The 25,372-nt window shown below is 66.5% G+C and carries 26 protein-coding genes; 7 read left to right on the forward strand and 19 right to left on the reverse strand.

Features of this window, described 5'->3' with window-relative positions; all coding sequences use genetic code 11:
* Positions 1 to 392 precede the first annotated feature (392 nt).
* The 3 genes from OB2597_RS13820 (at position 393) to OB2597_RS13830 (ending at position 4,721) form a co-directional block, all read left to right on the forward strand.
* Positions 393 to 2,042 (forward strand): electron transfer flavoprotein-ubiquinone oxidoreductase, encoded by a 1,650-nt coding sequence (locus tag OB2597_RS13820; RefSeq protein ID WP_009806208.1) that lies wholly within the window; start codon positions 393 to 395, stop codon positions 2,040 to 2,042.
* Positions 2,043 to 2,174: 132 nt separating this feature from the next.
* Complete coding sequence (locus OB2597_RS13825; RefSeq protein WP_238529723.1) at positions 2,175 to 3,887, forward strand: tetratricopeptide repeat protein; 1,713 nt, start codon at positions 2,175 to 2,177, stop codon at positions 3,885 to 3,887.
* Between the two features lie 3 nt (positions 3,888 to 3,890).
* On the forward strand, positions 3,891 to 4,721 hold the full coding sequence (locus OB2597_RS13830; RefSeq protein ID WP_009806210.1) for a 4-(cytidine 5'-diphospho)-2-C-methyl-D-erythritol kinase: 831 nt from the start codon (positions 3,891 to 3,893) through the stop codon (positions 4,719 to 4,721).
* Here the strand turns inward: OB2597_RS13830 and OB2597_RS13835 are convergent.
* From OB2597_RS13835 to mgtE, 13 genes are all read right to left on the reverse strand, one after another.
* Positions 4,700 to 5,359, reverse strand: coding sequence for a phosphoribosylanthranilate isomerase (locus OB2597_RS13835; RefSeq protein ID WP_009806211.1), 660 nt, complete (start codon positions 5,357 to 5,359; stop codon positions 4,700 to 4,702). The genes OB2597_RS13830 and OB2597_RS13835 overlap by 22 nt on opposite strands.
* A gap of 27 nt (positions 5,360 to 5,386) precedes the next feature.
* Complete coding sequence (locus OB2597_RS13840; protein ID WP_009806212.1) at positions 5,387 to 5,728, reverse strand: lipopolysaccharide assembly protein LapA domain-containing protein; 342 nt, start codon at positions 5,726 to 5,728, stop codon at positions 5,387 to 5,389.
* 1 nt (position 5,729) lies between these two features.
* The gene (ihfB, locus tag OB2597_RS13845) at positions 5,730 to 6,014 is read right to left on the reverse strand and encodes an integration host factor subunit beta (RefSeq protein WP_009806213.1); all 285 of its coding nucleotides are present in this window, start codon (positions 6,012 to 6,014) and stop codon (positions 5,730 to 5,732) included.
* Positions 6,015 to 6,368: 354 nt separating this feature from the next.
* Positions 6,369 to 8,120 carry a 30S ribosomal protein S1 gene (gene rpsA / locus OB2597_RS13850; RefSeq protein WP_274377789.1) on the reverse strand — a complete coding sequence of 584 codons (1,752 nt, stop codon included), beginning with the start codon at positions 8,118 to 8,120 and terminating at the stop codon, positions 6,369 to 6,371.
* Between the two features lie 241 nt (positions 8,121 to 8,361).
* Complete coding sequence (locus tag OB2597_RS22100; RefSeq protein ID WP_009806215.1) at positions 8,362 to 8,535, reverse strand: hypothetical protein; 174 nt, start codon at positions 8,533 to 8,535, stop codon at positions 8,362 to 8,364.
* Positions 8,536 to 8,973: 438 nt separating this feature from the next.
* Positions 8,974 to 9,705, reverse strand: a complete 732-nt coding sequence (locus tag OB2597_RS13855; RefSeq protein WP_009806216.1) for an SDR family oxidoreductase — start codon at positions 9,703 to 9,705, stop codon at positions 8,974 to 8,976.
* Positions 9,702 to 11,024, reverse strand: a complete 1,323-nt coding sequence (locus OB2597_RS13860; RefSeq protein ID WP_009806217.1) for an FAD-binding oxidoreductase — start codon at positions 11,022 to 11,024, stop codon at positions 9,702 to 9,704. The genes OB2597_RS13855 and OB2597_RS13860 overlap by 4 nt, the downstream gene beginning before the upstream one ends.
* Positions 11,024 to 11,428 (reverse strand): GtrA family protein, encoded by a 405-nt coding sequence (locus tag OB2597_RS13865; protein WP_009806218.1) that lies wholly within the window; start codon positions 11,426 to 11,428, stop codon positions 11,024 to 11,026. Before OB2597_RS13865 ends, OB2597_RS13860 begins: the two co-directional genes overlap by 1 nt.
* The gene (locus tag OB2597_RS13870) at positions 11,425 to 12,873 is read right to left on the reverse strand and encodes a UbiA family prenyltransferase (RefSeq protein WP_009806219.1); all 1,449 of its coding nucleotides are present in this window, start codon (positions 12,871 to 12,873) and stop codon (positions 11,425 to 11,427) included. Before OB2597_RS13870 ends, OB2597_RS13865 begins: the two co-directional genes overlap by 4 nt.
* A gap of 128 nt (positions 12,874 to 13,001) precedes the next feature.
* Complete coding sequence (locus OB2597_RS13875; RefSeq protein WP_009806220.1) at positions 13,002 to 13,625, reverse strand: (d)CMP kinase; 624 nt, start codon at positions 13,623 to 13,625, stop codon at positions 13,002 to 13,004.
* Between the two features lie 77 nt (positions 13,626 to 13,702).
* Positions 13,703 to 15,058, reverse strand: a complete 1,356-nt coding sequence (gene aroA, locus OB2597_RS13880) for a 3-phosphoshikimate 1-carboxyvinyltransferase (RefSeq protein WP_009806221.1) — start codon at positions 15,056 to 15,058, stop codon at positions 13,703 to 13,705.
* Positions 15,059 to 15,122: 64 nt separating this feature from the next.
* Positions 15,123 to 15,683 (reverse strand): 5-formyltetrahydrofolate cyclo-ligase, encoded by a 561-nt coding sequence (locus tag OB2597_RS13885; RefSeq protein ID WP_009806222.1) that lies wholly within the window; start codon positions 15,681 to 15,683, stop codon positions 15,123 to 15,125.
* Complete coding sequence (mgtE, locus tag OB2597_RS13890; protein ID WP_009806223.1) at positions 15,680 to 17,074, reverse strand: magnesium transporter; 1,395 nt, start codon at positions 17,072 to 17,074, stop codon at positions 15,680 to 15,682. The genes OB2597_RS13885 and mgtE overlap by 4 nt, the downstream gene beginning before the upstream one ends.
* 130 nt (positions 17,075 to 17,204) lie before the next feature.
* Between mgtE and guaD the strand changes: the two genes are divergently transcribed.
* Positions 17,205 to 18,497, forward strand: a complete 1,293-nt coding sequence (gene guaD / locus OB2597_RS13895; RefSeq protein WP_009806224.1) for a guanine deaminase — start codon at positions 17,205 to 17,207, stop codon at positions 18,495 to 18,497.
* Positions 18,498 to 18,509: 12 nt separating this feature from the next.
* Here guaD and OB2597_RS13900 read toward each other — a convergent pair whose 3' ends face one another.
* The 3 genes from OB2597_RS13900 to OB2597_RS13910 form a co-directional block, all read right to left on the reverse strand.
* On the reverse strand, positions 18,510 to 19,844 hold the full coding sequence (locus OB2597_RS13900; protein WP_009806225.1) for an 8-oxoguanine deaminase: 1,335 nt from the start codon (positions 19,842 to 19,844) through the stop codon (positions 18,510 to 18,512).
* A gap of 9 nt (positions 19,845 to 19,853) precedes the next feature.
* Positions 19,854 to 20,642 (reverse strand): inositol monophosphatase family protein, encoded by a 789-nt coding sequence (locus tag OB2597_RS13905; protein ID WP_009806226.1) that lies wholly within the window; start codon positions 20,640 to 20,642, stop codon positions 19,854 to 19,856.
* Positions 20,643 to 20,745: 103 nt separating this feature from the next.
* Complete coding sequence (locus OB2597_RS13910) at positions 20,746 to 21,111, reverse strand: helix-turn-helix domain-containing protein (RefSeq protein ID WP_040609350.1); 366 nt, start codon at positions 21,109 to 21,111, stop codon at positions 20,746 to 20,748.
* 306 nt (positions 21,112 to 21,417) lie between these two features.
* Here OB2597_RS13910 and OB2597_RS13915 point away from each other — a divergent pair, with 306 nt between their 5' ends.
* On the forward strand, positions 21,418 to 22,389 hold the full coding sequence (locus OB2597_RS13915; RefSeq protein WP_009806228.1) for an NADPH:quinone oxidoreductase family protein: 972 nt from the start codon (positions 21,418 to 21,420) through the stop codon (positions 22,387 to 22,389).
* Here the strand turns inward: OB2597_RS13915 and OB2597_RS13920 are convergent.
* Complete coding sequence (locus OB2597_RS13920) at positions 22,367 to 23,266, reverse strand: LysR family transcriptional regulator (protein WP_009806229.1); 900 nt, start codon at positions 23,264 to 23,266, stop codon at positions 22,367 to 22,369. The genes OB2597_RS13915 and OB2597_RS13920 overlap by 23 nt on opposite strands.
* Before the next feature lie 126 nt (positions 23,267 to 23,392).
* Here OB2597_RS13920 and OB2597_RS13925 point away from each other — a divergent pair, with 126 nt between their 5' ends.
* Both OB2597_RS13925 and OB2597_RS13930 read left to right on the forward strand, forming a co-directional pair.
* On the forward strand, positions 23,393 to 23,605 hold the full coding sequence (locus OB2597_RS13925) for a DUF1127 domain-containing protein (protein ID WP_009806230.1): 213 nt from the start codon (positions 23,393 to 23,395) through the stop codon (positions 23,603 to 23,605).
* 108 nt (positions 23,606 to 23,713) lie between these two features.
* Positions 23,714 to 24,451: a Bax inhibitor-1/YccA family protein gene (locus tag OB2597_RS13930; protein ID WP_040609352.1), complete on the forward strand. Its 738-nt coding sequence runs from the start codon at positions 23,714 to 23,716 to the stop codon at positions 24,449 to 24,451.
* 63 nt (positions 24,452 to 24,514) lie between these two features.
* Here OB2597_RS13930 and OB2597_RS13935 read toward each other — a convergent pair whose 3' ends face one another.
* Together OB2597_RS13935 and rpmG are read right to left on the reverse strand one after the other, a co-directional pair.
* On the reverse strand, positions 24,515 to 25,069 hold the full coding sequence (locus OB2597_RS13935; RefSeq protein ID WP_009806232.1) for a GNAT family N-acetyltransferase: 555 nt from the start codon (positions 25,067 to 25,069) through the stop codon (positions 24,515 to 24,517).
* 99 nt (positions 25,070 to 25,168) lie between these two features.
* The gene (rpmG, locus tag OB2597_RS13940) at positions 25,169 to 25,336 is read right to left on the reverse strand and encodes a 50S ribosomal protein L33 (protein ID WP_005630270.1); all 168 of its coding nucleotides are present in this window, start codon (positions 25,334 to 25,336) and stop codon (positions 25,169 to 25,171) included.
* Positions 25,337 to 25,372 lie beyond the last annotated feature (36 nt).

The following is a 25,372-nucleotide window of genomic DNA, read 5'->3' on the forward strand; positions in this document are numbered from 1 at the left end:
TGCCGGTCACCGCTGGCAAGAGGCCACTTCCCACTCGATACTGTCGTGATCGTCGAAATCGAAACGGCGGCCCGGCCCGTGGTCGTGTTGCGGCCCGGCCCGGATCCGGCCCGGCGCCCTCTGTGTTCTTGACGGCCCGATACCCTCGTCCCGCAAGACGGCCGGCTGGTTCATCATGCCCGCGGTCCGGTGGAAAGCCGGGGACAGGGCGGCTCGACGCGGACCGGGGCCGCGTTACCTTATGGGAGATGCGCCGGAGCCGGCGGAAAAGCCATGACTTATGGCCCCGTGCGGGTTTTGACGCCCTGTCGCGATTGACCCGCCGCACCGCCGCACGATAATCACTGCGAAACTTTATTTCGCAAACGACCCCCGGGGGGAGAGGAAACACCATGTCCGAAGTTCAGCGCGAGACGATGGAATACGACGTTGTCATCGTGGGCGCCGGTCCCGCTGGCCTGAGCGCCGCCATCCGTCTGAAACAGCTCGACGCCGATCTCGAGGTCGTCGTGCTGGAAAAGGGGTCCGAGGTCGGGGCGCATATCCTGTCGGGTGCCGTACTGGACCCCTGCGGGCTGTCGGCCCTGATACCCGACTGGAAGGAAAAGGGCGCGCCTCTGAACGTGCCGGTCAAGGACGACAATTTCCTTATCCTGGGCGAAGCGGGAAGTCTGCGGGTGCCCAATTTCCCCATGCCGCCGCTGATGACCAACCACGGCAACTACATCGTCTCGATGGGGAACGTCTGCCGCTGGATGGCGGAACAGGCCGAGGAACTGGGCGTCGAGATTTTCCCCGGCATGGCCTGTTCGGAAATCGTCTACGGCGAGAACGGCACCGTCAAGGGCGTGGTCGCAGGCGAATTCGGCAGGAACCCCGACGGCACCGAAGGCCCGGGCTATGAGCCCGGCATGGAACTGCATGGCAAATACGTCTTCCTGGGCGAAGGCGTGCGCGGGTCCCTCTCGAAGCAGGTGATCGAGAAATACGGCCTCTCCGATGGCAAGGAGCCGCAGAAATACGGCCTCGGCATGAAGGAGATCTGGGAGATCGACCCCGCCAAGCACAAGGAGGGGACGGTGACCCACACCATGGGCTGGCCGCTCGGCTCCAACGCCGGCGGCGGGTCGTTCATCTATCACTTCGAAAACAATCAGGTGCTGATCGGCTTCGTCGTCCACCTGAACTACAAGAATCCCTACGTCTTCCCCTACATGGAATTCCAACGCTTCAAGCACCACCCGATCGTGGCCGAGCTGCTCGAGGGCGGCAAGCGGGTCGCCTATGGCGCGCGCGCGATCTCGGAGGGCGGGTACCAGTCGATGCCGCAGATGGTCGCCCCGGGCGTCGCCCTGCTTGGATGTTCGGTCGGGATGGTCAACGTGCCGCGGATCAAGGGCAACCACAACGCCATGCTGTCGGGCAAGGCCGCCGCCGAAGCGGCGCACAAGGCGATCAAGGCCGGGCGGTCGCGGGACGAGCTGCACGACTACGAGGAGGAGGTCCGGACGGGCGCCATCGGCAAGGACCTCAAGAAGGTGCGCAACGTCAAGCCGCTCTGGTCCAAGTACGGCCTCGCCGCATCCCTGACGGTCGGCGGCTTCGACATGTGGACCAACACCCTGGGCTTTTCCCTGCTGGGCACGCTCAAGCATGGCAAGTCGGATGCGAAAGCGACCGAGATCGCCGAGAATCACACCCCGATCGAGTACCCCAAGCCCGACGGCAAGCTCAGCTTCGACCGGCTGACCAACGTCTCCTTCTCGATGACGAACCACGAAGAGAACCAGCCGGCGCATCTCAAACTCAAGGACCCGAACGTCCCCGTTCTGGACAACCTGCCCAAATACGCCGGCCCCTCGGCCCGCTACTGCCCGGCCGGTGTTTACGAGTTCGTGCAGGAAGAGGGCGAGAAGCCGCGCTTCGTGATCAACTTCCAGAACTGCGTCCACTGCAAGACCTGCGACATCAAGGATCCGCCGCAGAACATCGTGTGGACCACGCCCCAGGGCGGCGACGGGCCGAATTATCCCAATATGTGAGCGATCCTCTGACAACACTGTCATGTGAAGATCACAATTCGCGAAATGCGGGGGGGCCCAAGCTCCCCCGCATTGCGTTGTGGCAGGCGCATCCCGTAGTCTGTGAGAACCCTAAGACAGGCGAGGGATGGTATGACAAAGGCACGATTCTGGCCCGCCATGGCAGTGGCGGCAGCGGTTATGACCGCGATGACCGGACCGGCGCAGGCGGGCAACTCCGGCGATTATCTCGCGGCGCGTCAGGCCCGGATGGCCGGAGATTTCGATGCGGCGGTGTACTACTACATCCGCGCGCTCGGCGAGGATCCCCGCAATCCCCAGCTTCTCGAGGGCGCCGCCCTGTCGCAGCTTTCGGCCGGGGACCTGCCCCGCGCCGTCTCCGTGGCCGAGCGGATGGAAGACGCCGGCATCCAGAGCCAGATCGCGCGCGCCATCCTTGCCGCGCATGAATTCAAGACCGGCGCGCATCAGGCCGTTCTGGATCGTGTCGCCGAGGATCGCGGCGTCGGACCGCTCGTCGATGGCCTGATGGCCGCCTGGGCGCGCCTCGGGGCGGGCGACATGTCCGCCGCGCTCGACGCCTTCGACACGGTGGCCGAGACCAAGGGGCTGCGCGGCTTCGCGCTCTATCACAAGGCGCTGGCGCTCGCGATGGTGGGCGATTTCGAAGCCTCGGAGGCAATCTACGCCAATGAGGAAGGCGGGCCGCTCCAGATGACCCGGCGGGGGGCCATCGCGCGGATCGAGGTGCTCAGCCAGCTCGACCGCAATGCCGATGCCCTCGCGTTGCTCGACCGCCTGTTCGGTCGCGACCTCGACCCCGGCCTGGCCGAGATGCGCGACGGTCTGACCCGGGGCGAAACCCTGCCTTTCACCCATGTCACCGAGATCACCGACGGCGTGGCCGAGATTTTCTATTCCGTCGCCGCGGCCCTGCGCGGCGAGGCCACCGACGACTACACCCTGATCTATTCGCGCGTGGCCGAAGCGCTGCGCAAGGATCACATCGACGCGATCCTGCTTTCGGCGGAGCTGCTCGAGGATATGGGTCGTCCGGCCCTGGCGACGCGCGCCTACCGCCAGGTCCCCCGAGAGAATCCGGCCTTCCACGCCGCCGAACTGGGCCGCGCCGCAGCCCTGCGCAAATCGGGCCGCACCGACGCCGCCCTCGAGGTCCTGGAACAGCTTTCGGAATCCCATGGCGACATGCCGATCGTGCATACCACGCGCGGAGACCTCCTGCGCGGAATGAGCCGGTATCTCGATGCGGTTCAGGCCTATGACACCGCCCTGTCGCTCTACGAGGCCGACGACCGCAGCCAGTGGTTCGTCCTCTATGCCCGCGGGATCAGCCACGAACGGCTGAACCACTGGCCCGAGGCCGAGTCCGATTTCCGCGCCGCGCTGAAGCTCAATCCCGAACATCCCCGTGTTCTCAACTACCTGGGGTATTCGCTGGTGGAAAAGCAGCAGAAGCTGGCAGAGGCCCTGTCGATGATCGAGCGCGCCGCCAAAGCGCGGCCGGACAGCGGGTACATCCTCGACAGCCTGGGCTGGGCGCTTTACCGCCTCGGGCGCTACGACGATGCCGTCGGGCACATGGAACGTGCCGCCGAGCTGATGCCGGTGGATCCGGTCGTCACAGATCATCTGGGCGACGTCTACTGGGCCGTCGGGCGCTATCTCGAGGCCGAGTTCCAGTGGAGCCGGGCCCTCTCCTTCGCGCCGGACACCGACGACGCGGAGCGCATTCGCCGCAAGCTCAAGGTCGGTCTCGACGCCGTGCTGGCCGAAGAGGGCGCGGAGCCGCTGAAGGTGGCCCACGAAAGTACCAACGGCGGCTGATCCATGACGGAGAATGAGCCGGTGCGAGAAATCGCGCCGGCCAAGATCAACCTGACGCTGCATGTGACGGGGCAGAGGCCCGACGGCTACCACCTGCTGGATTCGCTCGTCGTCTTTGCCGATTTCGGGGACCGTCTGGAAATCCGACGTGCCGAGCAGAGCAGCCTGAGGGTCTCGGGCCCGCGTGCGCAGGGCGTCCCCGCGGATGCCGGAAACCTGGCGGTGCGGGCGGCCGCTCTGATGGATTGGCCCGTCCATATCGATCTTCAAAAGCACCTGCCCTCCGCCGCGGGGATCGGGGGGGGATCGGCCGATGCCGCGGCCGTGCTGCGGGGGATTCACCGCCTTTCCGGTCGCCCGCTTCCCAATGACAGCCATAGACTGGGGGCGGATGTGCCCGTCTGCCTGACCTCGCGCGCGGCCCGGATGCAGGGGCTGGGCGAAGACGTCATCCCCCTGCCCGCACTGCCGGCCCTGCACGCCGTCCTGGTGAACCCGGGCGTCGAGGTGCCGACGCCCCGTGTCTTCGCGCATCTGACCCGCAAGGAGAACCCGGCGATGCCCCGGACGTTGCCCGTCTGGACCACGGCGGACAACCTGGCCGCCTGGCTGGCCGCGATGCGCAACGACCTCGAACAGCCGGCGATCCGACTGGCCCCGGTCATCGCCGAGGTGCTGACCACCCTCAAAGCCGATCCGGAGTGCGTGCTGGCCCGGATGTCGGGATCGGGCGCGACCTGTTTCGCCCTGACGGACACACGCGCCGCAGCCGAAGCCATGACCCGCCGCCTCGCCCGCCCGGGATGGTGGGTTCAGCCCGTTACCCTGTCCTGACCCCGCGCGGCGGCGACAAAACCCGCGATCCTCTCCGGATCCTTGATCCCCCGACCCGCCTCGACCCCCGAAGATACATCCACCTGCCGGGCCCCGGTCAGCCGAATCGCCTCGGCGACATTGTCGGGGGTCAGACCGCCCGCCAGCATCCAGGGCCGGCTCCAGTATTTCCGCTGCTGCAACAATCTCCAGTCGAAGGCCAGACCGTTGCCGCCGGGGATACTCGCCTCCTTCGGGGGCTTGGCGTCGATCAGGAGCTGGTCCGCCACCTCGGAATAAAGGTCGATCGCCGCCAGATCCGCCGCTTCGGACAGCCCGACCGCCTTCATGACCGGCAATCCCGTCCGCGCCCGCACCTCGGCGACGCGATCCGGACTCTCCGTTCCGTGTAGCTGCAGCATGTCCAGGGGGACCGTGGCGGTGATCCGGTCGATCAGATCGTCATCCGCATCGACGATCAGCGCCACCTTGGCCAGACCGGGGGGCGCGGCGATTGCCAGCTCTCTCGCGGATTCGACGCTCACATGCCGCGGAGACTTCGGAAAGAACACGAAGCCGCCATAGACCGCACCCGCCCGGGCGGCCGCGGCGACGTCTTCGGGACGGCTCAGGCCGCAGATTTTCACACGGGTATCCATGCAGCTGACCTACGCCTTGTCGGCCGGTCAGTCCAGAAGGGCCAGGACCTCGTCCTTGCCCTGGTGCTTTTCGCCCTTGAGCTTCCTGACCTCGCGCTCGAGTTTGCCGACCTCTTTCGCCTTCCGGTTCACTTCCGCCCGATGCTTGTGCTCGCGCAGCCATTCCCAGACGAAACCGATCAGCAGACCGGCAACGACGCCGAAGAAGATGATCACGAAGAGGGGAAGCGACGTCGAGGGGTTGAGGCCGACGATGCGCGCCAGCCCCTCGGGCAGCAGCTGCAGCTCGACGATGTTGCGGTTCGCCAGAGCCACGGCGATCAGGGTAAGGCCGAGGCAGGCGAGAAACAGGTAGCGGATGTATTTCATGTCAGGCCTGTCCGTTTAGACGATCGCGCAGCAGCTTTCCGGTCTTGAAAAAGGGCACGTGCTTTTCTTCTACTTCAACCGCTTCGCCGGTCCGTGGGTTCCGTCCCGTTCTCGCATCCCTTTTCTTTACCGAAAAGGCGCCGAAACCGCGCAGTTCGACCCGGTCGCCCCGCGCCATCGCCTCGATGATCTCGTCGAAGATGACGTTCACGATCTTTTCGACGTCCCGCTGATAGAGATGCGGGTTTTCGTCGGCGATTTTCTGAATGAGTTCAGAACGGATCATTGGCGGCTTCTCCCCAGAGTCGGAATGTTCGGCAATCAGACTGATCACGACTATAGGAGGTTTCGTGATGGGTCGAAACAGAGTCCTCGGCGGCATCGGCAGGAATTTTCATGGAAAATCGGGGTTTTGCGGCGAGATGAGGCGTATCTGGGCGCCTGCCGGCAGCCCGTCCGGGTCATTCGACAAGACGCTGCGCTGCGGCGTATCCCCACGATTCGGAGGGTGAACTCCGCCTCGGCGCAGGGATGTTTCCCCCTTGGTTCGGGCGCGAAGGGCGAGAGGACCCCCGGAAAAGAGAAAGGCGGCCCCAAGCGGACCGCCTTCCCAAAGATCAGTGCGACAGCGTCGCCGGGATCACTCGTTGCTCTTGAGAGCCGCGCCGAGGATGTCGCCAAGCGATGCGCCGGAGTCGGAGGAACCGTACTGTTCCACGGCTTCCTTTTCTTCCGCGATCTCGCGCGCCTTGATCGAAAGACCGAGGCGGCGGGACTTGCTGTCCACATTGGTGACGCGGACATCGACCTTGTCGCCGACCGAGAACCGCTCGGGGCGCTGTTCGGAACGGTCGCGCGACAGATCCGAGCGGCGGATGAAGGATTTCATGCCTTCGTATTCCACCTCGATGCCGCCGTCCTCGATCGCGGTCACTTCGACCGTGATGATCGAGCCGCGCTTCACGCCGCCGACGGCTTCGGCGAACTTGTCCCCGCCAACGTTCTTGATCGAGAGCGAGATGCGCTCTTTCTCGGTGTCGACTTCGGACACAACCGCCTGGACCATGTCGCCCTTGCGGTAGCTCTGGATGGCATCCTCGCCCCGCTCGTCCCAGCTGAGGTCGGAGAGGTGGACCATGCCGTCGATGTCGCCGTCGAGCCCAACGAACAGACCGAACTCGGTGATGTTCTTGACCTCGCCCTCGACAACGGTGCCCTCGGGATGCGTTTCGGCAAACACTTCCCACGGGTTCCGCTGGGTCTGCTTGAGACCGAGGGACACGCGGCGCTTGGCACCGTCGATCTCCAGCACCATGACCTCGACCTCCTGAGAGGTGGAGACGATCTTGCCGGGATGCACGTTCTTCTTGGTCCAGGACATCTCGGAGACGTGGACCAGCCCTTCGACGCCCGGCTCGAGTTCGACGAATGCGCCGTAGTCGGTGATGTTGGTCACGCGGCCCTGATGCACCGAGCTGAGCGGGTACTTGGCGGCCACCAGATCCCACGGATCTTCCTGCAGCTGCTTCATGCCGAGGCTGATGCGGTGCGTTTCCTTGTTGATCTTGATGACCTGGACCTTGACGGTCTCGCCGATCGACAGGATCTCGGAGGGGTGGTTGACCCGGCGCCAGGCCATGTCGGTGACGTGCAGCAGGCCGTCGACACCGCCGAGATCGACGAAGGCGCCGTATTCGGTGATGTTCTTGACCACGCCGTCAACCGCCTGCCCCTCTTCGAGGTTGGCGATGACTTCGGCACGCTGTTCGGCACGGCTCTCTTCCAGGATGGCGCGGCGCGAGACCACGATATTGCCGCGGCGGCGGTCCATCTTGAGGATCTGGAAGGGCTGCTTCAGTCCCATCAGCGGGCCGGCGTCGCGCACCGGGCGCACATCGACCTGCGAGCCGGGCAGGAAGGCCACGGCACCGCCGAGATCGACGGTGAAGCCGCCCTTGACCCGGCCGAAGATCGCGCCCTCGACGCGGGCGTCGTCGGCATAGGCTTTTTCCAGACGGTCCCAGGCTTCCTCGCGGCGGGCCATCTCGCGCGAGACGACGGCTTCGCCCCGGGCGTTCTCGGCGGCGCGCAGATAGACCTCGACCTCGTCACCGACGGTGATCTCGGGGGTCTCTCCGGGATTTGCGAATTCCTTGAGATCGACGCGGCCTTCCATCTTGTAGCCGACGTCGACGATGGCTTGTCCCGCTTCGATCGCGATGACCTTGCCTTTGACGACCGACCCCTCTTGGGGCGTGTCCATTTCGAAGCTTTCGTTCAGGAGGGCTTCGAATTCCTCCATGGATGTGTTCTGAGCCATGTGGCTTTCGGTTTCCTTTACTGGGTTTATGCTGGCCGTGCGGTTGTCTCCGCCGGTCTTGGGGTTGGTCATTCGAGCCGCCGCAAATGAGAAAGGGCCGGTGCTTTTCCGACCCTGCTCGCTCCCTCTTTGCGGCTTTGCGCCTTGTCGACGGAGGGCAAATACCCCCGTCAGGCCAACAAATCAAGCTTGAAAAGGCATTATCGATGTCATCGGCGGCACGGAACGCGTGCGCTCTGCCGCCCCGATTTGCGCCGATCTGAACGCCTGTTTCGCGAGGCCGGCTGGCCCCGCGTCACCGCCGGCCGGTCCCTCAGTCCCGCGTCGTTCGGTCGAAATCCTTCGGCAGGGCATAGTCTTCGGCCGGAATCAGGCAATCCATGCCGAAATCGAAGCTGCGCCACTTCTCCTCTGCCGCCGCCTTGCGGTCGTCGGCGTCCGTGGCACTCTCGTTCCTGGTGCGGGAAGCATCAAACATGAAGGTCATAAAATATCCTCCTCAATGGCGTTGTATTGAATATCAACGCCTTGAGGGTACACCAGTTCCGGCTTGCCGCTGAGTAAGGAATTCCGCACACACCGTTTCCAGACAGAGAACCGGGTTTTCTATCAACGTGTTACACGAAATGTGATCGCTAACCGCCAGCGCGGATCGGGGCCATCCCGGCCCCCCGTTGGACCCCCGTCGGCCTCAGTCCGACTTGGGAACCGGCACCGATCCGGACCTCAGGCACAGACAGTCGACAGCGAAATCAAGCTGTCGCCAGTCCGGGGCCGGAGGGGTCGGGCCGGGTGATACGGGGCGGTCATTGACGGTGTGGGTGGCTGTGTTCTGATCTGCCATTTCTTACCTGCTCGGTCGACGTTCTTGTTTGTCCCGTCCGGGCGTCGTCTCCTCGCTTCGATGATGCGCCCGGAAGCGGCATCAGATCGAGAGTTTCTTGAAGACGCGTTCCGGAATGTTGCGAATGAGTCCCATGATGATCCGCCAGACGGCTCGCACGTAGATCACATCCCGCCCCTTTACAACGGCCTTCAGAACGGCATGGCCGACTTCCGCCGGTTCCGCCGTGAGCGCCCCGGGAAGGTCGAGATGTTGCGTCATCCGGGTCGCCACGAAACCGGGTTTCACCGTGACCACGTGGACCCCTTTGCGCGCCAGCCGGTTGCGCAAACCCGACAGGAAGGCGGTGAACCCCGCCTTGGCGGACCCGTAGATGTAATTCGTCGCCCGCCCCCGGTCTCCGGCGACCGAGGATATGCCAACAATGGTGCCGGACCCGCGCGCCTCCATCAGGGCGGCGTAGGCATTGAGCAGGATCGCCGGCCCTTCGAAATTCGCACGCAGCACGTCGCGCGTGGCGGCCGAATCGGCTTCGTCGGCTTTCTGATCGCCCAGCAGACCCACGGCACAGATCACCACGTCGGGCAGGACGTCATCGGCAGCGAAGGCCGCGTGGTCGTCGATGGCGAGCGCATCGAACTCCCGCAGCGCGACCGTGCCGCCGTACCGTATCTCCAGGTCCCGCGCCGCGTCCCCCAGCGTCCCGACGTCCCGCGCCGCCAGCGTCAGCGCATGACCCGCCTGCCCGAACGCGTGGGCGCAGGCCATCGCGATGTCCGAGCGCGCCCCAAGGATGGTCACCTTCTGCGTCACAGTCCGAGCCTTTCCGATTGTGCGGAAGCGAACCTGCCTGCCAGCCCCGCCTCTCTCCGGTGCGCCGCAAAGGCCGCCGCGCGCGGATCGGCCTTCCGCAGCGCCTCACGCGAGAGACGGCTGTCCTTGGCAAGATAGTGCCGCCCGCCATGGGCGAGCGTGATGTCGTCCAGCCTGTCGAGCAGGGAGAGAACCGCCGGATCGACCGGGAAGTCCAGCGCCAGGGTGTAGCCCTCCATCGGGAAGGAAAACGCGCTTTCCTGCGGACCCAGTCGCTTCAGAACCGCCAGAAACGAGCCGCGGCCCGAGGTTGCGATGGTCCGGAGCAATGCCGCCAGCCCCCCGCGGGAAGCCTCCAGAGGCAGGACCACCTGATATTGCGCAAATCCCCGCCGTCCGTAGATCCGGTTCCAGTCGAGAATAGCATCGAGCGGGTAGAAATAGCTGTCCCAGTCCACCAGCGAAGGGCCCGCCTTGCGGGCGTTCACGCGGAAATAGAGGCTGTTGAACGCCCGCAGCGTATGACGGTTCAGGGCGATCGCCGGGGCATCGACGGGAACGCGCTTGCGACGGCGGCGGGGCGTGACGAAAGGTGCGGCCCGCCGCGCCGCCGGCAGGTCCGCCACATCCGCATGGTCGCCAAGCATCACCAGCGAGCGACCCAGATCGGCCCCCTGCCCCAGGCAGTCGAACCACGCCACGGCATACCGGCTCTCGGCCGTTTCGAAAATCTCCATTGCGGCGTCGAGATCCGGCGCCACCCGCATGTCCTGGCGGATCCAGCCGCTTTCGACGCGCATCAGCCGGATCGCGCAGCGCAGGATGACGCCCGTCAGACCCATCCCGCCCAGCGTCCGGCCGAAAAGCTCGGAGTTTTCCGAGCAAGAAGCCCGCCGGACAACGCCATCCGGCCCCAGCACCTCGACCCAATCGACATGCCGCCCGAAGGACCCGTCGCGGCGATGGTTCTTGCCATGCACATCCGCGGCGATCATCCCGCCAAGCGTGACAAGCTTCGTCCCCGGCGTGACGGCGGGAAACCAGCCCCGGGGCAGGAAGGTCGCGATCACGTCCTCGAGCATGACACCGGCCTCGGCCGTCAGCACACCGGTCCGACCGTCGAAATCCAGCATGTGCGCCATGCCACGCATGTCCAGCGTGCCGGCGGGCTGCGCCGCGCTGTCGCCATAGCTGCGGCCGTTGCCCCGCGCGATGACGGGACCTTCGGCAAGAGCCGCCCGCACCTCTGCCGCGCCGCGTGGCCGAAGCAGCCTGCCCTCGACCCGCGGATACCGGCCCCACCCGGACAGATCGGCCATCACGCCGCCACCGGGTCGGCGAAGACGAAGCGCCGGTCCAGCCGGTACTTGACGAGATAGCCGATGCTCAGCCCCAGCACGGCCCCGGCCTCGCGCGCGGCTTCGGTCTGCCAGGCGAGCCAGGCGATCGTTTCGGTCCCCCAGAAGATCATCGTCGTCGCACCACCCATCAGCGTGTAGAGCGTGAACCGCTTGCCATGTGCCGCAAGGCCCCGGCTGCGGTCCCCGAAGATCCACGCCTTGTCGAGAAGATACTTGACCACCAGCCCCGCCCCCGTCCCCGCGACCAGCGCCTCCGGCAGGCCGAAGGCCATGCCCAGGACGCCGCGCTGCACGGCAAGGTTGACGATCGTGGCGATCACCGCGAAAGCCGCGTACCGCAGGACGAGGCCGGAGAGGCTCACACCCGCGCCCCCAGCACGACCAGCAGGCAGACCGCGCCGAAGGCCCCCAGGCTGACCGGATCGCGCGCCGCGAAAACCACCGGATCATCGTGCATGCGGCCGCGATGCGTGATCAGGACGATGCGGCTGATCCAGAAAAGCAGCACGGCACAGATGCCGAACAGGATCTCGGGGGCGGTATAGAGCGCCGTGACATCGGGCGAACTGACGTAGAGCGCCATCACGAGGACCGAGACATAGCCGGAGCCGACCGCCATCATGGCAACCAGCGGAAGATCCTCGGCCTGATAGCCCCGCCGTGTGTTCAGCGCCCGCCCCGCCGACACGGAATCGACAAGCTCCGCCTGCCGTTTGACCGCGGCGAGCGAGAAGAAGAAGAACATCGAGAAGGCCATCAGCCAGACCGATAGCGGGATTCCGGTCGCCGCCGCCCCGGCCGCGATGCGCAGCGTATAAAGCCCGGCCAGCGTGCAGATATCCACCACCGGCACCCGCTTCAGGCGCATCGAATAGGCCGAGGTCAGCCCGAGATACACCGCGAGAATGGCCAGAAACGTGGGCCCCAACGACAGGCCGAGCAGAAGCCCGGCCGCCATCAGCCCCGGCGCCATCCACAGCCCGTTCCGCAGCGCCAGCCGGCCCGAGGCGAAGGGCCGCACGCGCTTGCGCGGATGCGCCCGGTCCGAGGGAAGATCGAGAAGATCGTTCAGGACATAGACGCTCGACGCGACGAGGCTGAAGGCCAGGAATGCCACCACGGCCTGGCCCAGTGCGCCCGCATCAGTCCGGTGCGCCGCCAGCAGCGGCAGAAAAATCAGAAGGTTCTTGAGCCACTGATGCGGACGTAGCGCCGCCACCATGGCCCCCGGGGTATCCTGCGGCTCGGCCTGCAGATGTTCGGCCCCCTGCGGCGCCTGATCCCGGCCGGATCGGTCCAGACCGATCGTCACCGCCCTGTCGGCGGCGGCCCAGATCGGCGCATCGCTCGCAACGCTGCCGATATAGTCGAACCCGCCCCGTCCGAAACGGTCGATCAGGAAATCCGCCTTGGTCTGCGACCGCAGGTTCCGCCGCCCGTCCGAACCATGCGCCTCGTCGAACACGCCGAGGTGATCGGCCACCTGATCGGCCACGGCCTGATCCGCCGAGGTCACGAGCGCGGTGCGCCCGCCTCGGGTGCGCCATTCGCGCAGACGCGCCACGATCTCGGGCCGATAGGGCAGCGTGACCACATCCACCGCGCCGCGCCGGGCCAGTTCGCGCTTGAGCGCCGCCCGCCCCCGCAGCAGCGCGCGCGCCGCCGCCAGCGGCGCCGACCAGCCCGCTGCGAGCGCGGCCCAGAAGGTTTCGTCAAGGATCTCGGTCCGGATCAGCGTGCGGTCGAGGTCGCACACCAGAACGACGCGGTGTTCGCCCGCTGGCTGGAGTTGCTCGGCCTGTTCCATGGCATCTGCCCTTGCTGCCCGCACCGGGTTCCGGCTCTTTCGGCCACCTTCTCCGGGAACAATGGCAGGATAATGGAACCTGCCTGACGCAACAATGACTTCGCTCGGATTGTCGGAATTTCAGCGGATCATGTGACCGGATGGCGACCGGTCTTCTCGGTTACCATCTGGACCGCCGCCGCCACCGCTGCGCCGATATCCATGCCCGACGTATCGAGCGTCACCGCATCCTCGGCCGGCTTCATCGGCGCCGAGGCGCGGGCGCTGTCCCGGGCGTCCCGCTCGCGCAGATCGGCCAGCACGGCCTCGCGCGTCACATCGTGGCCGGTCGCGACCAACTCGCGGTAGCGCCGCTCGGCGCGGACGGCATCCGACGCGGTCACGAAGAACTTCACCTCCGCATCGGGGCAGATGATCGTGCCGATGTCGCGCCCGTCCAGCACCGCGCCGCCCTGGCGGCGGGCGAAGGCCCGCTGAAAGTCCACCAGCGCCGCCCGCACCTCGGGGATGGCGGCGACCACGCTGGCCGCGCGCGCCACCTCGGGCGTGCGAAGGTCGGCGGCCTCGAGATCCGTCGCGGTCAGTGTCCGCGCCGCCTCGATCGCCGCGGTGCCGTCGAGCGTCCGCCGTCCCGTCGCCCGGTAGATCAGCCCGGTGTCGAGATGCGCCAGGCCAAAGGCCGCCGCCAGCGCACGCGAGAGGGTGCCCTTGCCGGCCGCCGCGGGTCCGTCTATCGCAATGGTGAGTCTCATCCCGGCCTCGGAATTGATGGGACGCCCTTGATGCCATTCTTCCCGGTCGATGACCAGCCTTGGGCGAGGTGCGGCGGCTACGGCCGCTCGGTCCGGACGATCCGCGCCCCGAGCGCCGTCATAAGCGGCTCGAAGACCGGGAACGAGGTCGCGATCGGCTGGCCATCGTCCAGATGCACGGGCGATTGCGCCGCCATGCCGAGACACAGGAACGACATGGCGATCCGGTGGTCGAGATGCGTGGCCACGGTCGCGCCGCCCGCCACGCCGCCGGCGCCGCAGCCGGTGACGATCCACCAGTCCTCGCCCTCTTCCACCTCGATCCCGTTCGCCCGCAGCCCCACGGCCATCGCGTCGATCCGGTCGGATTCCTTGACCCGGAGCTCGCGGACGCCGCGCATCTCCGTCCGGCCCTCCGCGAAGGCGGCGACCACCGACAGGACCGGATATTCGTCGATCATCGATGCCGCGCGTTCAGGCGGCACGGCGATGCCCTTCATCCCGGGCGAATAGCGGGCCCGCAGGTCCGCCACCGGCTCTCCCCCCTCCTCGCGCGGGTTCTCGTAGCTCAGGTCGGCCCCCATCTCGCGTAGGGTCTCGAACAGTCCGGCGCGGGTAGGGTTGAGCCCGATGTTGGGCACCAGCACGTCCGACCCCGGCACGATCAGCGCCGCGCAGACCGGAAAGGCCGCCGAGGACGGGTCGCGGGGCACGGTGATCGTCTGCCCTTCCAGCTCGGGCTGACCGGTCAGGGTGATGATCCGCCCCTCGTCCGTGACTTCGGTCGTGATCTCGGCGCCGAACCCCGCCAGCATCCGCTCGGTATGGTCGCGGGTCGGCTCGCGCTCGATCACCACGGTCCGGCCCGGCGCGTTCAGGCCGGCCAGAAGGACGGCCGACTTCACCTGCGCCGAGGGCACCGGCACCTCGTAGCGGACCGGCACCGGGTCGCGCGCGCCGATGATGGTCATCGGCAACCGCCCGCCCTCGCGCCCGACCGCCTGCGCCCCGAAGAGCGCCAGCGGATCGGTCACCCGCGCCATGGGCCGCCTGTTCAGGCTGGCGTCCCCGCTGAAGGTCGCGGTGACCGGCGAAGTCGCCATGGCGCCCATGATCAGCCGCACGCCGGTGCCCGAGTTGCCGCAATCGATGACGGTCTCGGGCTCGGCGAAACCGCCGACCCCGACGCCGTGGACGCGCCATTCGCCGCCGCCCAGATCCGTGATCTCGGCCCCGAAGGCGCGCATCGCCTTCGCCGTGTCCAGAACGTCCTGACCTTCCAGCAGGCCGGAAATCCGGGTTTCTCCGACCGAGAGGGCGCCAAGGATCAGGGACCGGTGCGAGATCGACTTGTCGCCCGGCACATCGGCGGTGCCGGTCAGCGGTCCGGCAGGTTCCGCCATCATCGGGATCGGGGTGCCATGGGCGGACATGTCGGATCTCCTCGCCTGGGTCGCCGCGCCTCTTACCCCAGCTTGCCGGGTCCGTCCATGGCCGCTACCCGCCGAACTCGATCACGCCCTTTTCCGTCACGATCATGTCCAGCGGCTGATCCGTCGGCTCGATGGGCAGCGCGTCGGTCTCCTGCGCCGCATAGGCGAAGCCGAGCGCCATCACCGGCCCTTCGGCCCGCAACCGTTCGAGCGTGCGGTCGTAGAAGCCGCCGCCATACCCCAGGCGCCCGCCGGCCCGGTCGAACGCCACCAGCGGGACGATCACGATCTGCGGCACCATGGGGCGCTGCACGGAGGGAATCCGCGCGCCGAACGGCCCCTCGACCAGCTCCGCCTCCGGCTCCCACTCGGCGAAGAGAAGCGGCGCGTCCTTTTGCACGATGATGGGCACTCCGACAGGCCCGTGCGCCGCCGCCTCGGACATCGCCGGCAGCGGATCGATTTCGGTCCGGATCGGCAGATAACCGGAAACCGGAGCGCCGCGATACCCGGCGAGCACTTCGGACAGCACGCCGCTGGCGCGGCCGCCGCCAAGCGCGTGCGCCGCCTTGCGACGGGCGAAGGCGGCGAGACGGGCCGCCGCCTTTTCGGCCTCGATGCTCATAGCAGCATCACCCCGGCGAGGCCGAGGAAGGCGAAGAAACCGACGATGTCGGTCACGGTGGTCACGAAGGCGCCCGAGGCCAGCGCCGGATCGACCCCGATCCGGTCGAGCGCCACGGGGATCACGGTGCCCGCGAACCCAGCGATCACCAGGTTGATGACCATCGCCGCGGCGATCACCACGCCCAGCATGGGCGTGCCGAACCAGATCAGCCCGACGATCCCCATGACCACCGCAAAGATGACGCCGTTCACGAGGCCCACGGCGCATTCCCGGCCGATCACGCGCCAGACGTTCGCGCCGGTCAGGTCCTTCGTCGCGATCGAGCGCACGGCAACGGTCAGCGACTGTGTCCCCGCGTTGCCCCCCATCGAGGCGACGATCGGCATCAGAACTGCCAGCGCCACGAACTGGGCGATCGTCTCTTCGAACTGGGCGATCACCAGCGAGGCCAGGATCGCCGTCACCAGGTTCACGGCGAGCCAGGGAAACCGGCGCCGCGTCGTGTCGATCACCCGGTCGCTCAGCGTGCTTTCCTCGCTCACCCCGGCGAGGCGCAGCATGTCCTCGTCATGCTCCTGGTCGAGGACGATCATCGCGTCGTCGATCGTGATGACGCCCACCAGACGCTCGTCGTCATCGACCACCGGCGCCGAGATCAGGTGGTACTGGTTAAAGGCGTAGGCCACGTCGCCCTCGTCCACCGCGCCGTTGAAGGTCCGGAAACTGGGTTCCGTGATCTCGTTCAGCCGCGTCCTGCGCGGGCTGGCCATGAGGCTGCCCAGCGTCACGTGCCCGACCGGTTTGAACCGCGGGTCCGTCAGGATGACGTGGTAGAACTGGTCGGGCAGATCCTCCCTCTCGCGCATGTAGTCGATGGCCTGACCGACGTTCCAGAACTCGGGCACCGCCACGACCTCGCGCTGCATCAGACGGCCGGCCGATTCCTCGGGATAGGAAAGCGCCTGCTGCACCGCGACACGGTCGCTGTCCTCGAGCGCGCCGAGAATCGCCTCCTGCTGCGGCCCTTCCAGATATTCCACAAGGTCGACGACATCGTCCGAATCGAGGTCGCGCACCGCGTCGGCCAGCACGTCCGGGTTGAGGATCGCGATGATTTCCTGCCGCAGCGACTCGTCGAGTTCGGACAGGATGTCGCCGTCGAACTCCTTGTCGTAGAGCCGGACGAGCCGTCCGCGATCGTAGGCGTTGATCTGCTCCAGAAGGTCGGCGATATCGGCCGCGTGCAGCGGCTCCATCAGCTCGACCAACTGCTCCCGGTTCTCGGTATCGACCGCGTAGAGGATCGCAGTGATCGTCCGACGGTCGAGCGTATAGCTGTCTTCTTCGGGACGTTCCGCTTCGAGGACCTCTTCGGGCTCTTCGTTCATGCCGTGCTCCTACCGCCGTGTTTTTCATAGAGGACAATCCGCGGCGAAAACAATGCCGGAGCGGCATTTGGAGGACCGTTTACGGAGGCCTGCTGCCGCTGTACGCTGCACCGCGGAACCGGAGATTGCGATGCCCGACCCCACCCTTCTTACGGGACGAGTCCTGAACACACTGTCCGATCCTTTCCGGGAGCCGGCAGAGGAGGCGCTGCGGATCGAGGATGACTGGGGCGTCGTGCTGGAGCGGGGCCGGATCGCGGCCGCCGGGCCGGCCGGAGACTTGCGGCGCGACTGGCCGACGGCCACGGAAATCGCCTACGGGCGCGATCTCATCTGCCCCGGTTTCGTCGATGCCCACGCCCACTATCCCCAGACCGCGATCATCGCCTCCTGGGGCAAGCGCCTGATCGACTGGCTGAACAGCTACACCTTCCCCGAGGAGATGCGCTTTGGCGATGCCGACTATGCCGCTGAAATCGCCGCGCGCTACCTCGACCTGACGGCCGCGAACGGCACGACGACCATCTGCACCTTCTGCACGATCCATCCCGCCTCGGTCGATGCGATCATGTCCGAGGCGCAGTCGCGGGGGCAGCGCCTCGTGGCGGGCAAGACCTGCATGGACCGCAACGCCCCGGAAGGACTGAAGGACACCGCTCAATCCGCCTATGACGACAGCAAGGCCCTGCTGGAGAAATGGCACGGGCGCGATCGGTTGTCCTATGCCCTCACGCCCCGCTTTTCCCCGACCTCCACGCCCGATCAGCTGTCGGCCCTGGGCGCCCTCTGGGCCGAACATCCCGACTGCCTGATGCAGACGCATCTGTCCGAGCAGACGGACGAAATTGACTGGGTCAAGTCGCTCTATCCTTCGGCACGCGACTATCTCGACACCTACGAAAGCCATGGCCTGCTCGGGCCGAACGGCCTTTACGGTCATGCGATCCATCTGGAAGCCAGAGAGCGCGACAGGCTGAAGGAAACCGGCGCCGCGCTGGTGCATTGCCCGACCTCGAACACCTTCATCGGCTCGGGCCTGTTCGACATGGCCGGGCTTGCGGACGAGGGGCAGCGCATCGGCCTTGCCACGGATACCGGCGGCGGCTCGTCCTTCTCGATGCTGCGCACCATGGCCGCGGCCTATGAGATCGGGCAGCTGCGGGGCACGCCGCTCCATGCGGCCCAGCTGCTCTGGCTGGCCACCCGGGGCTCGGCTCAGGCCCTTCGGATGGACGACCGGATCGGGTCGATCCGCACGGGGATGGAGGCCGATCTCGTTGTTCTCGACCTCGGGTCGACCCCGGCCATCCAGCAGAGGGCGGAGCGGGCGGATGACGCCTGGGAAGAAGTCTTCGCGACCATCATGATGGGCGACGACCGTGCGGTTCGCGCGACCTGGATCGGCGGCAAGGTGGCCGGGTGATGCCCGCCCGGGTCAGACCGCCAGCCGCCGCGCCAGCCGGTTCGCCTGTTCCACGACCAGCGGCAGGTCGACCGTGACCAGCTGACCGTCGCGCACCACCTGGCGCCCCTCGACCAGCAGGTCGCGCGCCTTCACCGGTCCGGCCAGCAAAAGGGCCGCCGGATCCCAGGATCCCGCGCTTTCGATGCCCGAGACGTCCCAGATGGCGATGTCGCCGCGGGCCCCCACCTCGATCCGGCCGCAATCCGGCCGCCCGAGGACCTCTGCGCCGCCCCGCGTCGCAAGCTCCAGCGCCTCGCGCGCGCTCATCGCATCCGCGCCGTTCCCGACGCGCTGAAGCAGCATCGCCTGTCGCGCCTCCAGCACCAGGTTCGCCGCGTCGTTCGAGGCCGAGCCATCGACCCCCAGCCCCACGGGCACCCCGGCGTCCCGCATCGACCGGACCGGGGCGATCCCCGAGCCGAGCCGGCAGTTGGAACAGGGGCAATGCGCCACCCCGGTCCGGCTTTGGGCGAACAGCGCGATCTCCGCGCCGTCGAGCTTGACGCAATGCGCGTGCCATACGTCCGGACCCGTCCAGCCGAGGTCCTCGGCATACCGGCCCGGCCGGCACCCGAACTGCGACAGGGAATAGGCGACGTCCTCGTCGTTTTCGGCCAGGTGTGTGTGCATCATAACGCCCTTGTCCCGCGCCAGCAGCGCCGCGTCGCGCATCAGGCCACGGCTGACGGAAAAGGGCGAACAGGGGGCGACGCCGACCCGGATCATCGACCCGGCCGAGGGGTCGTGGAAGGCGTCGATCACCCGGATGCAGTCGTCGAGAATCGCCTCTTCCCGTTCGACCAGCGCATCGGGTGGCAGGCCGCCCGCGCTTTCGCCGATGCTCATGGCGCCGCGGGTCGGATGAAACCGCAAACCGATTTCCTGTGCCGCCTCGATCGTGTCGTCCAGACGCGCGCCGTTGGGGTAGAGATAGAGGTGATCCGAGGACAGGCTGCAGCCCGACAGTGCCAGCTCGGCCAGACCCGCGAGGGCCGAGATGCGCATCTCTTCGGGGCCGAAGCGCGACCAGATCGGATAGAGCGTCCGGAGCCAGCCGAAGAGCAGCGCATCCTGCCCCCCCGGCACCGCCCGCGTCAGGGTCTGGTAAAGGTGGTGATGCGTGTTCACCAGCCCCGGCGTGACCACGCAGCCCTGGGCGGCGATGACCTCGCCGGTCGTCGACAGACCCTCGCCGATCTCCGCGATCACGCCGTCGCGGATCAGGACGTCGGCGCGGCGCAACTCTCTCCGGTCGTCGTCCATCGTCAGCATGTGACCGGCGCGGCGGATGAGAAGTTCGGGCATTGGCGGACCTCAGGCGTAGGGGTTCAGCAGCTCCAGGGCCTCGGCGTGAAGCTCTTCGTTGGCCGCCGCGACGGCCCGGCCGCCATGATGCGCGGCGCCGCCGCTCCAGTCGGTGACGATGCCTCCGGCGGCGGCGATCACCGCCATCGGCCCCTGGATGTCGTAGGCGTTCAGGCCGGCCTCGATCACCAGGTCGGCCTGTCCGAGCGCGACGAGGGCATAGCCGTAGCAGTCCATCCCGTACCGGACGAGGCGCGCCCGTTCGGCCACGGCACGAAAGCCCAGGCGGTCCTGTTCCGTCCCGACCTCGGGGAAGGTGGTGAAGAGCTTGGCCTCCGCCAGCCGGGCCGCCGGGTTGGTCCGCAACGGCATCGTGCCGTGCGGGCCGGTCAGGCTGGCGCGGCCGAACCCGCCCTCGAACCTCTCGCCGATATAGGGCTGATCGATCATGCCGTAGACCGGGCCGCTGTCGTCGGACACGGCGATCAGCACGCCCCACGTCGGCGTGCCCGAGATGAAGGCGCGGGTGCCGTCGATCGGGTCGAGCACCCAGGTCAGCCCGCTGGTGCCCTCCTGCGCGCCGAATTCCTCGCCGAGGATGGCATCGGTCGGCCGTCGCCGCGCGAGAACGGATCGCATGGCGCGTTCGGCCGCGTGATCCGCCGCGGTCACCGGGTCGAAGCCGGCGGTCAGCTTGTTCTCGGCCTCCAGCCCCGGCACGCGGAAAAACGGCAGGATCGCCGCCCGGGCGGCGTCGGCCATTTCATGTGCGGTGGCGATGATCTGCTGGCGGTCCATGGCACATCCTTTCGGATCGCCTGATAGGCCAGCCTGCCGAAATAGAAAAGGGCGCCGCGCGCCCCCTGCTCCGTCTCGGTGCTCTGCGTCAGCCCGGCGGCTTTCAGGCGACGTCGCTCAGAACCCGGGCCAGTTCGAAGAGCCGGCGGCGCTGCGCTTCGGGAATGGCATAGTAGGATCGGACGAGGTCCAGCGCTTCCTTGTCGCCAAGGATATCGGCCGGAATCTTGTTGCTTGCCTTGGTGTCTTCCTCGTTCAACCCCTCGAAGAAGAAACTGACCGATACCTCAAGGGCGTCCGCGATATCCCAGAGCCGCGAGGCGCTGACGCGGTTGGCCCCTGTCTCGTATTTCTGAATTTGCTGGAACTTGATGCCGACGCGCTCTGCCAACTGCTGCTGGGTCATGCCGACAAGCCATCGACGATGGCGAATACGTTTTCCGACATGAACATCAACAGGGTGCGTCATCGCGAACCTCCTCGTGCTTACAAATGTGGGGAGAGAAATTTCTGCCCAGACGGCTTAAATGAAATCCACCAAAGGTTGCATATGTCGCCCCCACAACCCTTGAAGGGTTGCGGAAGGTTACCATTTTCAGTCTTTTGCGCAAGTAAATTGCCTAACCGAAGTGAATATTGACGCAAGGGCCATCTACGTCAAGCGCCACGCAGCGTGAACAATGCCCCCTCGGACAAACGATTGGCCACGAAAGGCTCGATTGCCCGGTTTCGGGGCAGGTCGGTAAGATCGCGCCGAATCATTCGAGAGGAATACATGCGCGCCTTTACCGTCCCGGCCCCCGATACCGACCCCGCCATGACCGAGCTGGAAGTCCCCCGGCCCGGGCCCGGCGAGATCCTGGTGCGCAACGCCTGCTGCGGGCTCAACTTCGCCGATCTTCTGATGATGCGCGGCAAATACCAGGAGATGCCCGAGCATCCCTTCGTCCTGGGCATGGAGATCGCCGGCACCGTCGAGGCACTCGGCCCCGGAACCGAAGGCCCGCCCCCCGGCAGCCGCGTCGCGTTGTTCGGCGGGCGGGGCGGCCTGGCAGATTACGGCCTCTTTCCGGCCGACAGGGCCGTGGTTCTGCCCGATCAGATCGACTTTGCCACCGCCGCGGCCCTGCCCGTCGCCTATGGCACGAGCCATGTCGCGCTCGATCACAAGGCGCGGCTTCGGCGGGGCGAGACCCTCGTCGTGCTGGGCGCGGCCGGCGGAGTCGGGCTGACGGCGGTCGAACTGGGGCACCTGATGGGCGCCAGGGTGGTGGCGATCGCCCGTGGCGAGGCCAAACTGGAGATCGCCCGCCAAGCCGGGGCCGATCATCTGATCGACGCCCGATCGTCGGACATCCGAGACCAAATCAAGGCCCTCGGCGGCGCGGACGTGGTCTACGACGCCGTCGGAGGCGATCTTTTCCGCGCCGCTTTCCGCGCCATGAAACCCGAGGGGCGGATCCTCGTCATCGGCCATGCCTCGGGCGACGTTCCCCAGATCCCGGCAAATCACCTGCTGGTCAAGAACGTCGATGTGCTGGGCTTCTACTGGGGCGGATACCTCAGGTTCCGGCCCGAGGTCATCACCGACAGCCTCGCCACGCTGTTCGATTGGGCGGCGCAGGGCCGAATCAGGCCCCACATCAGCCACACCCTGCCGCTCGAGCGCGCGGCCGAGGGGCTGGAGCTGCTCCGCTCCCGCGCGTCCACCGGCAAGGTGGTGATCACGATGCCGCCCGCTCCATGACGTGATAGCTGCTCTGCGGCAGCGCCTCTCCTCCGGTGAAGGCCGCCCGCAGCATCGCTGTCAGACGATCGACGACCTGGCCCGACCCCCGGTCCTGCGAGTACATGCAGATCTTCTGCATCCCCAGTTCCGGCATCTCGCCGCCATGGGCGATCTGTTCCAGCTGCGCGGGAACCGTGCCCTCGAGCATCGCCCCGATGGCCAGATCCGCCGAGATCGTCGCCTCGACCGTCCGGTCCTGTTCGGTCTCGACCGCGTTCTCCCAGTCGATCCCCGCATGTTCCAGCGAACGGATCGCCTCGGACCGGAAGATGCATGTCCGGGCCGAGGCATACCGCAGCGGCCGCTGCCGCCAGGCCGTGCCGCCCGGCGCGCCGATCCAGCACAGCGGCCGTTCGTCCAGCACCTCGGCCTCGGATTCGGGAACCGCCTCGGTGGTCATGATCACGTCCACCGTGCCCTTGGCGAAATCCGCCTTGAGCTTGGAGGTATATGCGGAAATGAGCTGCACCTTCATCCGGGGAAATTCGGCGTTGAAACGTTTGAGGACGCGCGGAATCACCGGGTAGACGATGTCGTGCGGCACGCCGATCACGATCTCGCCCTCGAACACGTCGCTGGTCAGCCGCGACATGGCCTCGTCGTTCAGATCGACGATGCGCCGGGCATATCCCAACAGCTGCTCGCCCTCGGCGGTCAGGGCGATCCGCCTGGTGGTCCGGTCCAGCAGGTTGACGCCCAGCATTTCCTCGAGCCGCTTCAACTGCATCGAGACGGCGGACTGGGTGAAGTTCATGACCCCGGCCGCACGCGTCACGCCACCATGATCCGCCACGGCAACGAAGCTGCGCAGGGCGGTGACATCGAGATTTCTCATCCATCATACTCCGTGATGAATACCGTCAGAAACATTCATTTCCCATTATCATCACGAAAGAGCATATATCGCAACATGAATCATGCAAGCAGGTGATCCACCCCATCGATCTGAAAGGTTTCTCCCATGTCGACCCTGTCCCGCTCCGCCTCCCTCGGTCTCGGCCGCTCCTTCTCTCTCATCGGCACGACGTTCTCGCTTCTGGCCCTCGCCCGGTCCCGGCAGGCGCTGGCCGATCTCGACCCGCGCGCGCTGGATGACATCGGCCTCACCCGTGACGACGCCCGCCGCGAGGCCGGCCGCCCGGCCTGGGATGTGCCCGCCAACTGGCTGAAGTGAGGCCACGGCCCGAAACGCGCATTCAGAGCCTTGAAAACGCGGCAAGCCTTCCCGATATTGGAACCGAAACCCCCATCCGGGGCTGACGTTTCATTATCGGAGGCTTGAATGGCTGAATACAACACTATGCGCGCTGCGGCAGGCACACGCTCTGCGGCCATCGACGAAGGTCTGCGCGCACATATGAACAAGGTCTACGGCACGATGTCCGTGGGCATGGTTCTGACCTTCCTCGTGGCCTGGGCCGTCGGCTCTTCGCCCGAGCTTCTGAGTGTCTTCCGCGATCCCGCGACGCTGCAGCCGAACATTCTCGGCTGGATCGTGATGTTCGCACCGCTGATCATGGTCTTCGCCTTCAGCGCGATGATCAACCGGATGTCCGCGGCGGCGGCGCAACTGTTCTTCTACGCCTTCGCGGCCGTGATGGGCCTGTCGCTGTCCTGGATCTTCGTGGCCTTCACCGGCTTTTCGATCGCGCAGGTATTCCTCGTCACGGCGATCGCCTTCGCGGGCCTTTCGCTCTATGGCTACGTGACCAAGCGTGACCTGTCCGGCATGGGCACCTTCCTGATGATGGGCGTGATCGGCCTGATCGTGGCCTCGATCATCAACCTGTTCATCGCGTCGAGCGCACTGCACTTCGCGATAACCATCATCGGCGTGCTGATCTTCGCGGGCCTCACCGCCTACGACACGCAATCGATCAAGAACGAATACGTCCAGCACGCCCACCACGGCGACAGCGAATGGCTGGGCAAGTCGGCGATCATGGGTGCCCTGCGCCTGTACCTCGACTTCATCAACATGTTCATGTTCCTGCTGCAACTTCTCGGCAATCGCGAGTAACGTAGGCAACAGCCGTTGACGGGGGGCCGGTCGGATCGACCGGCCCTTTTTCCTGCGCGACCCTCAGCTTTCGAACCGGCGCATCTGGATCGCGGGAAACAGCACGCCGGTCGGCAGCCGGACGTCGATCCGCCCCTGCGCCTCGAACCCGAGCGAGGCGTAGAAGGGCGCGGCGGTCAGGGTGCTCTGGCACCGCAGATCGACCACGCCGGCCGAGCGCGCCGAGCCGAGAACGCAGGCCATCAGCCGTGCCCCCAGCCCCTGCCTGACCACCTCCGGATCGACGGCGACGTGCCGGACGTGCCCGACGCCCCGCCGTCCGGGCGTGCCATGCGGCGAACTGTCGGTCCAGCCGCCGGCGGCGAGGATGCGGTCGTCGCGTTCAAGCACGTAATACGTCCCGCAACTCAGAAGCCTCGGGTTCGCCAGGGCGATCAGCGGCAGCGCGTCCTTCAGGGTCGCCGGCGCATAGTCCGGCGCCAGCAGCGCACGGTAGGACCGGGCCAGCAGACGACCGACGCCTTCGGTATCGGCCGGCATGGCGGCCCGCACGACCGCGCCGTCGCGCGGCGTGTCGCAGGGGCTGGGAATGGGATGGGTCTGGTGAAGCTCGGGCATGGTGGCCTCCTGTCTCGGCTTCTGAGGGACAGGCGCGGCCCGAAACGAAAAAGCCGCGCTCTGCGGCGCGGCTTTCATGTCATCGGTAGGTTTTCGATCTTACTTGATCTTGCCTTCCTTGTACTCGACATGCTTGCGCGCCACCGGGTCGTACTTACGTACGGTCATCTTTTCGGTCATGGTGCGCGCGTTCTTCTTGGTCACGTAGAAATGGCCCGTGCCCGCGGTCGAGTTCAGACGGATCTTGATGGTCGTCGGCTTCGCCATTTTCGTCTCTCCTGCACCGGACGCGCTGCGCGCCCG

This window comes from Pseudooceanicola batsensis HTCC2597, from assembly GCF_000152725.1.
Classification (GTDB): Bacteria; Pseudomonadota; Alphaproteobacteria; order Rhodobacterales; family Rhodobacteraceae; genus Pseudooceanicola; species Pseudooceanicola batsensis.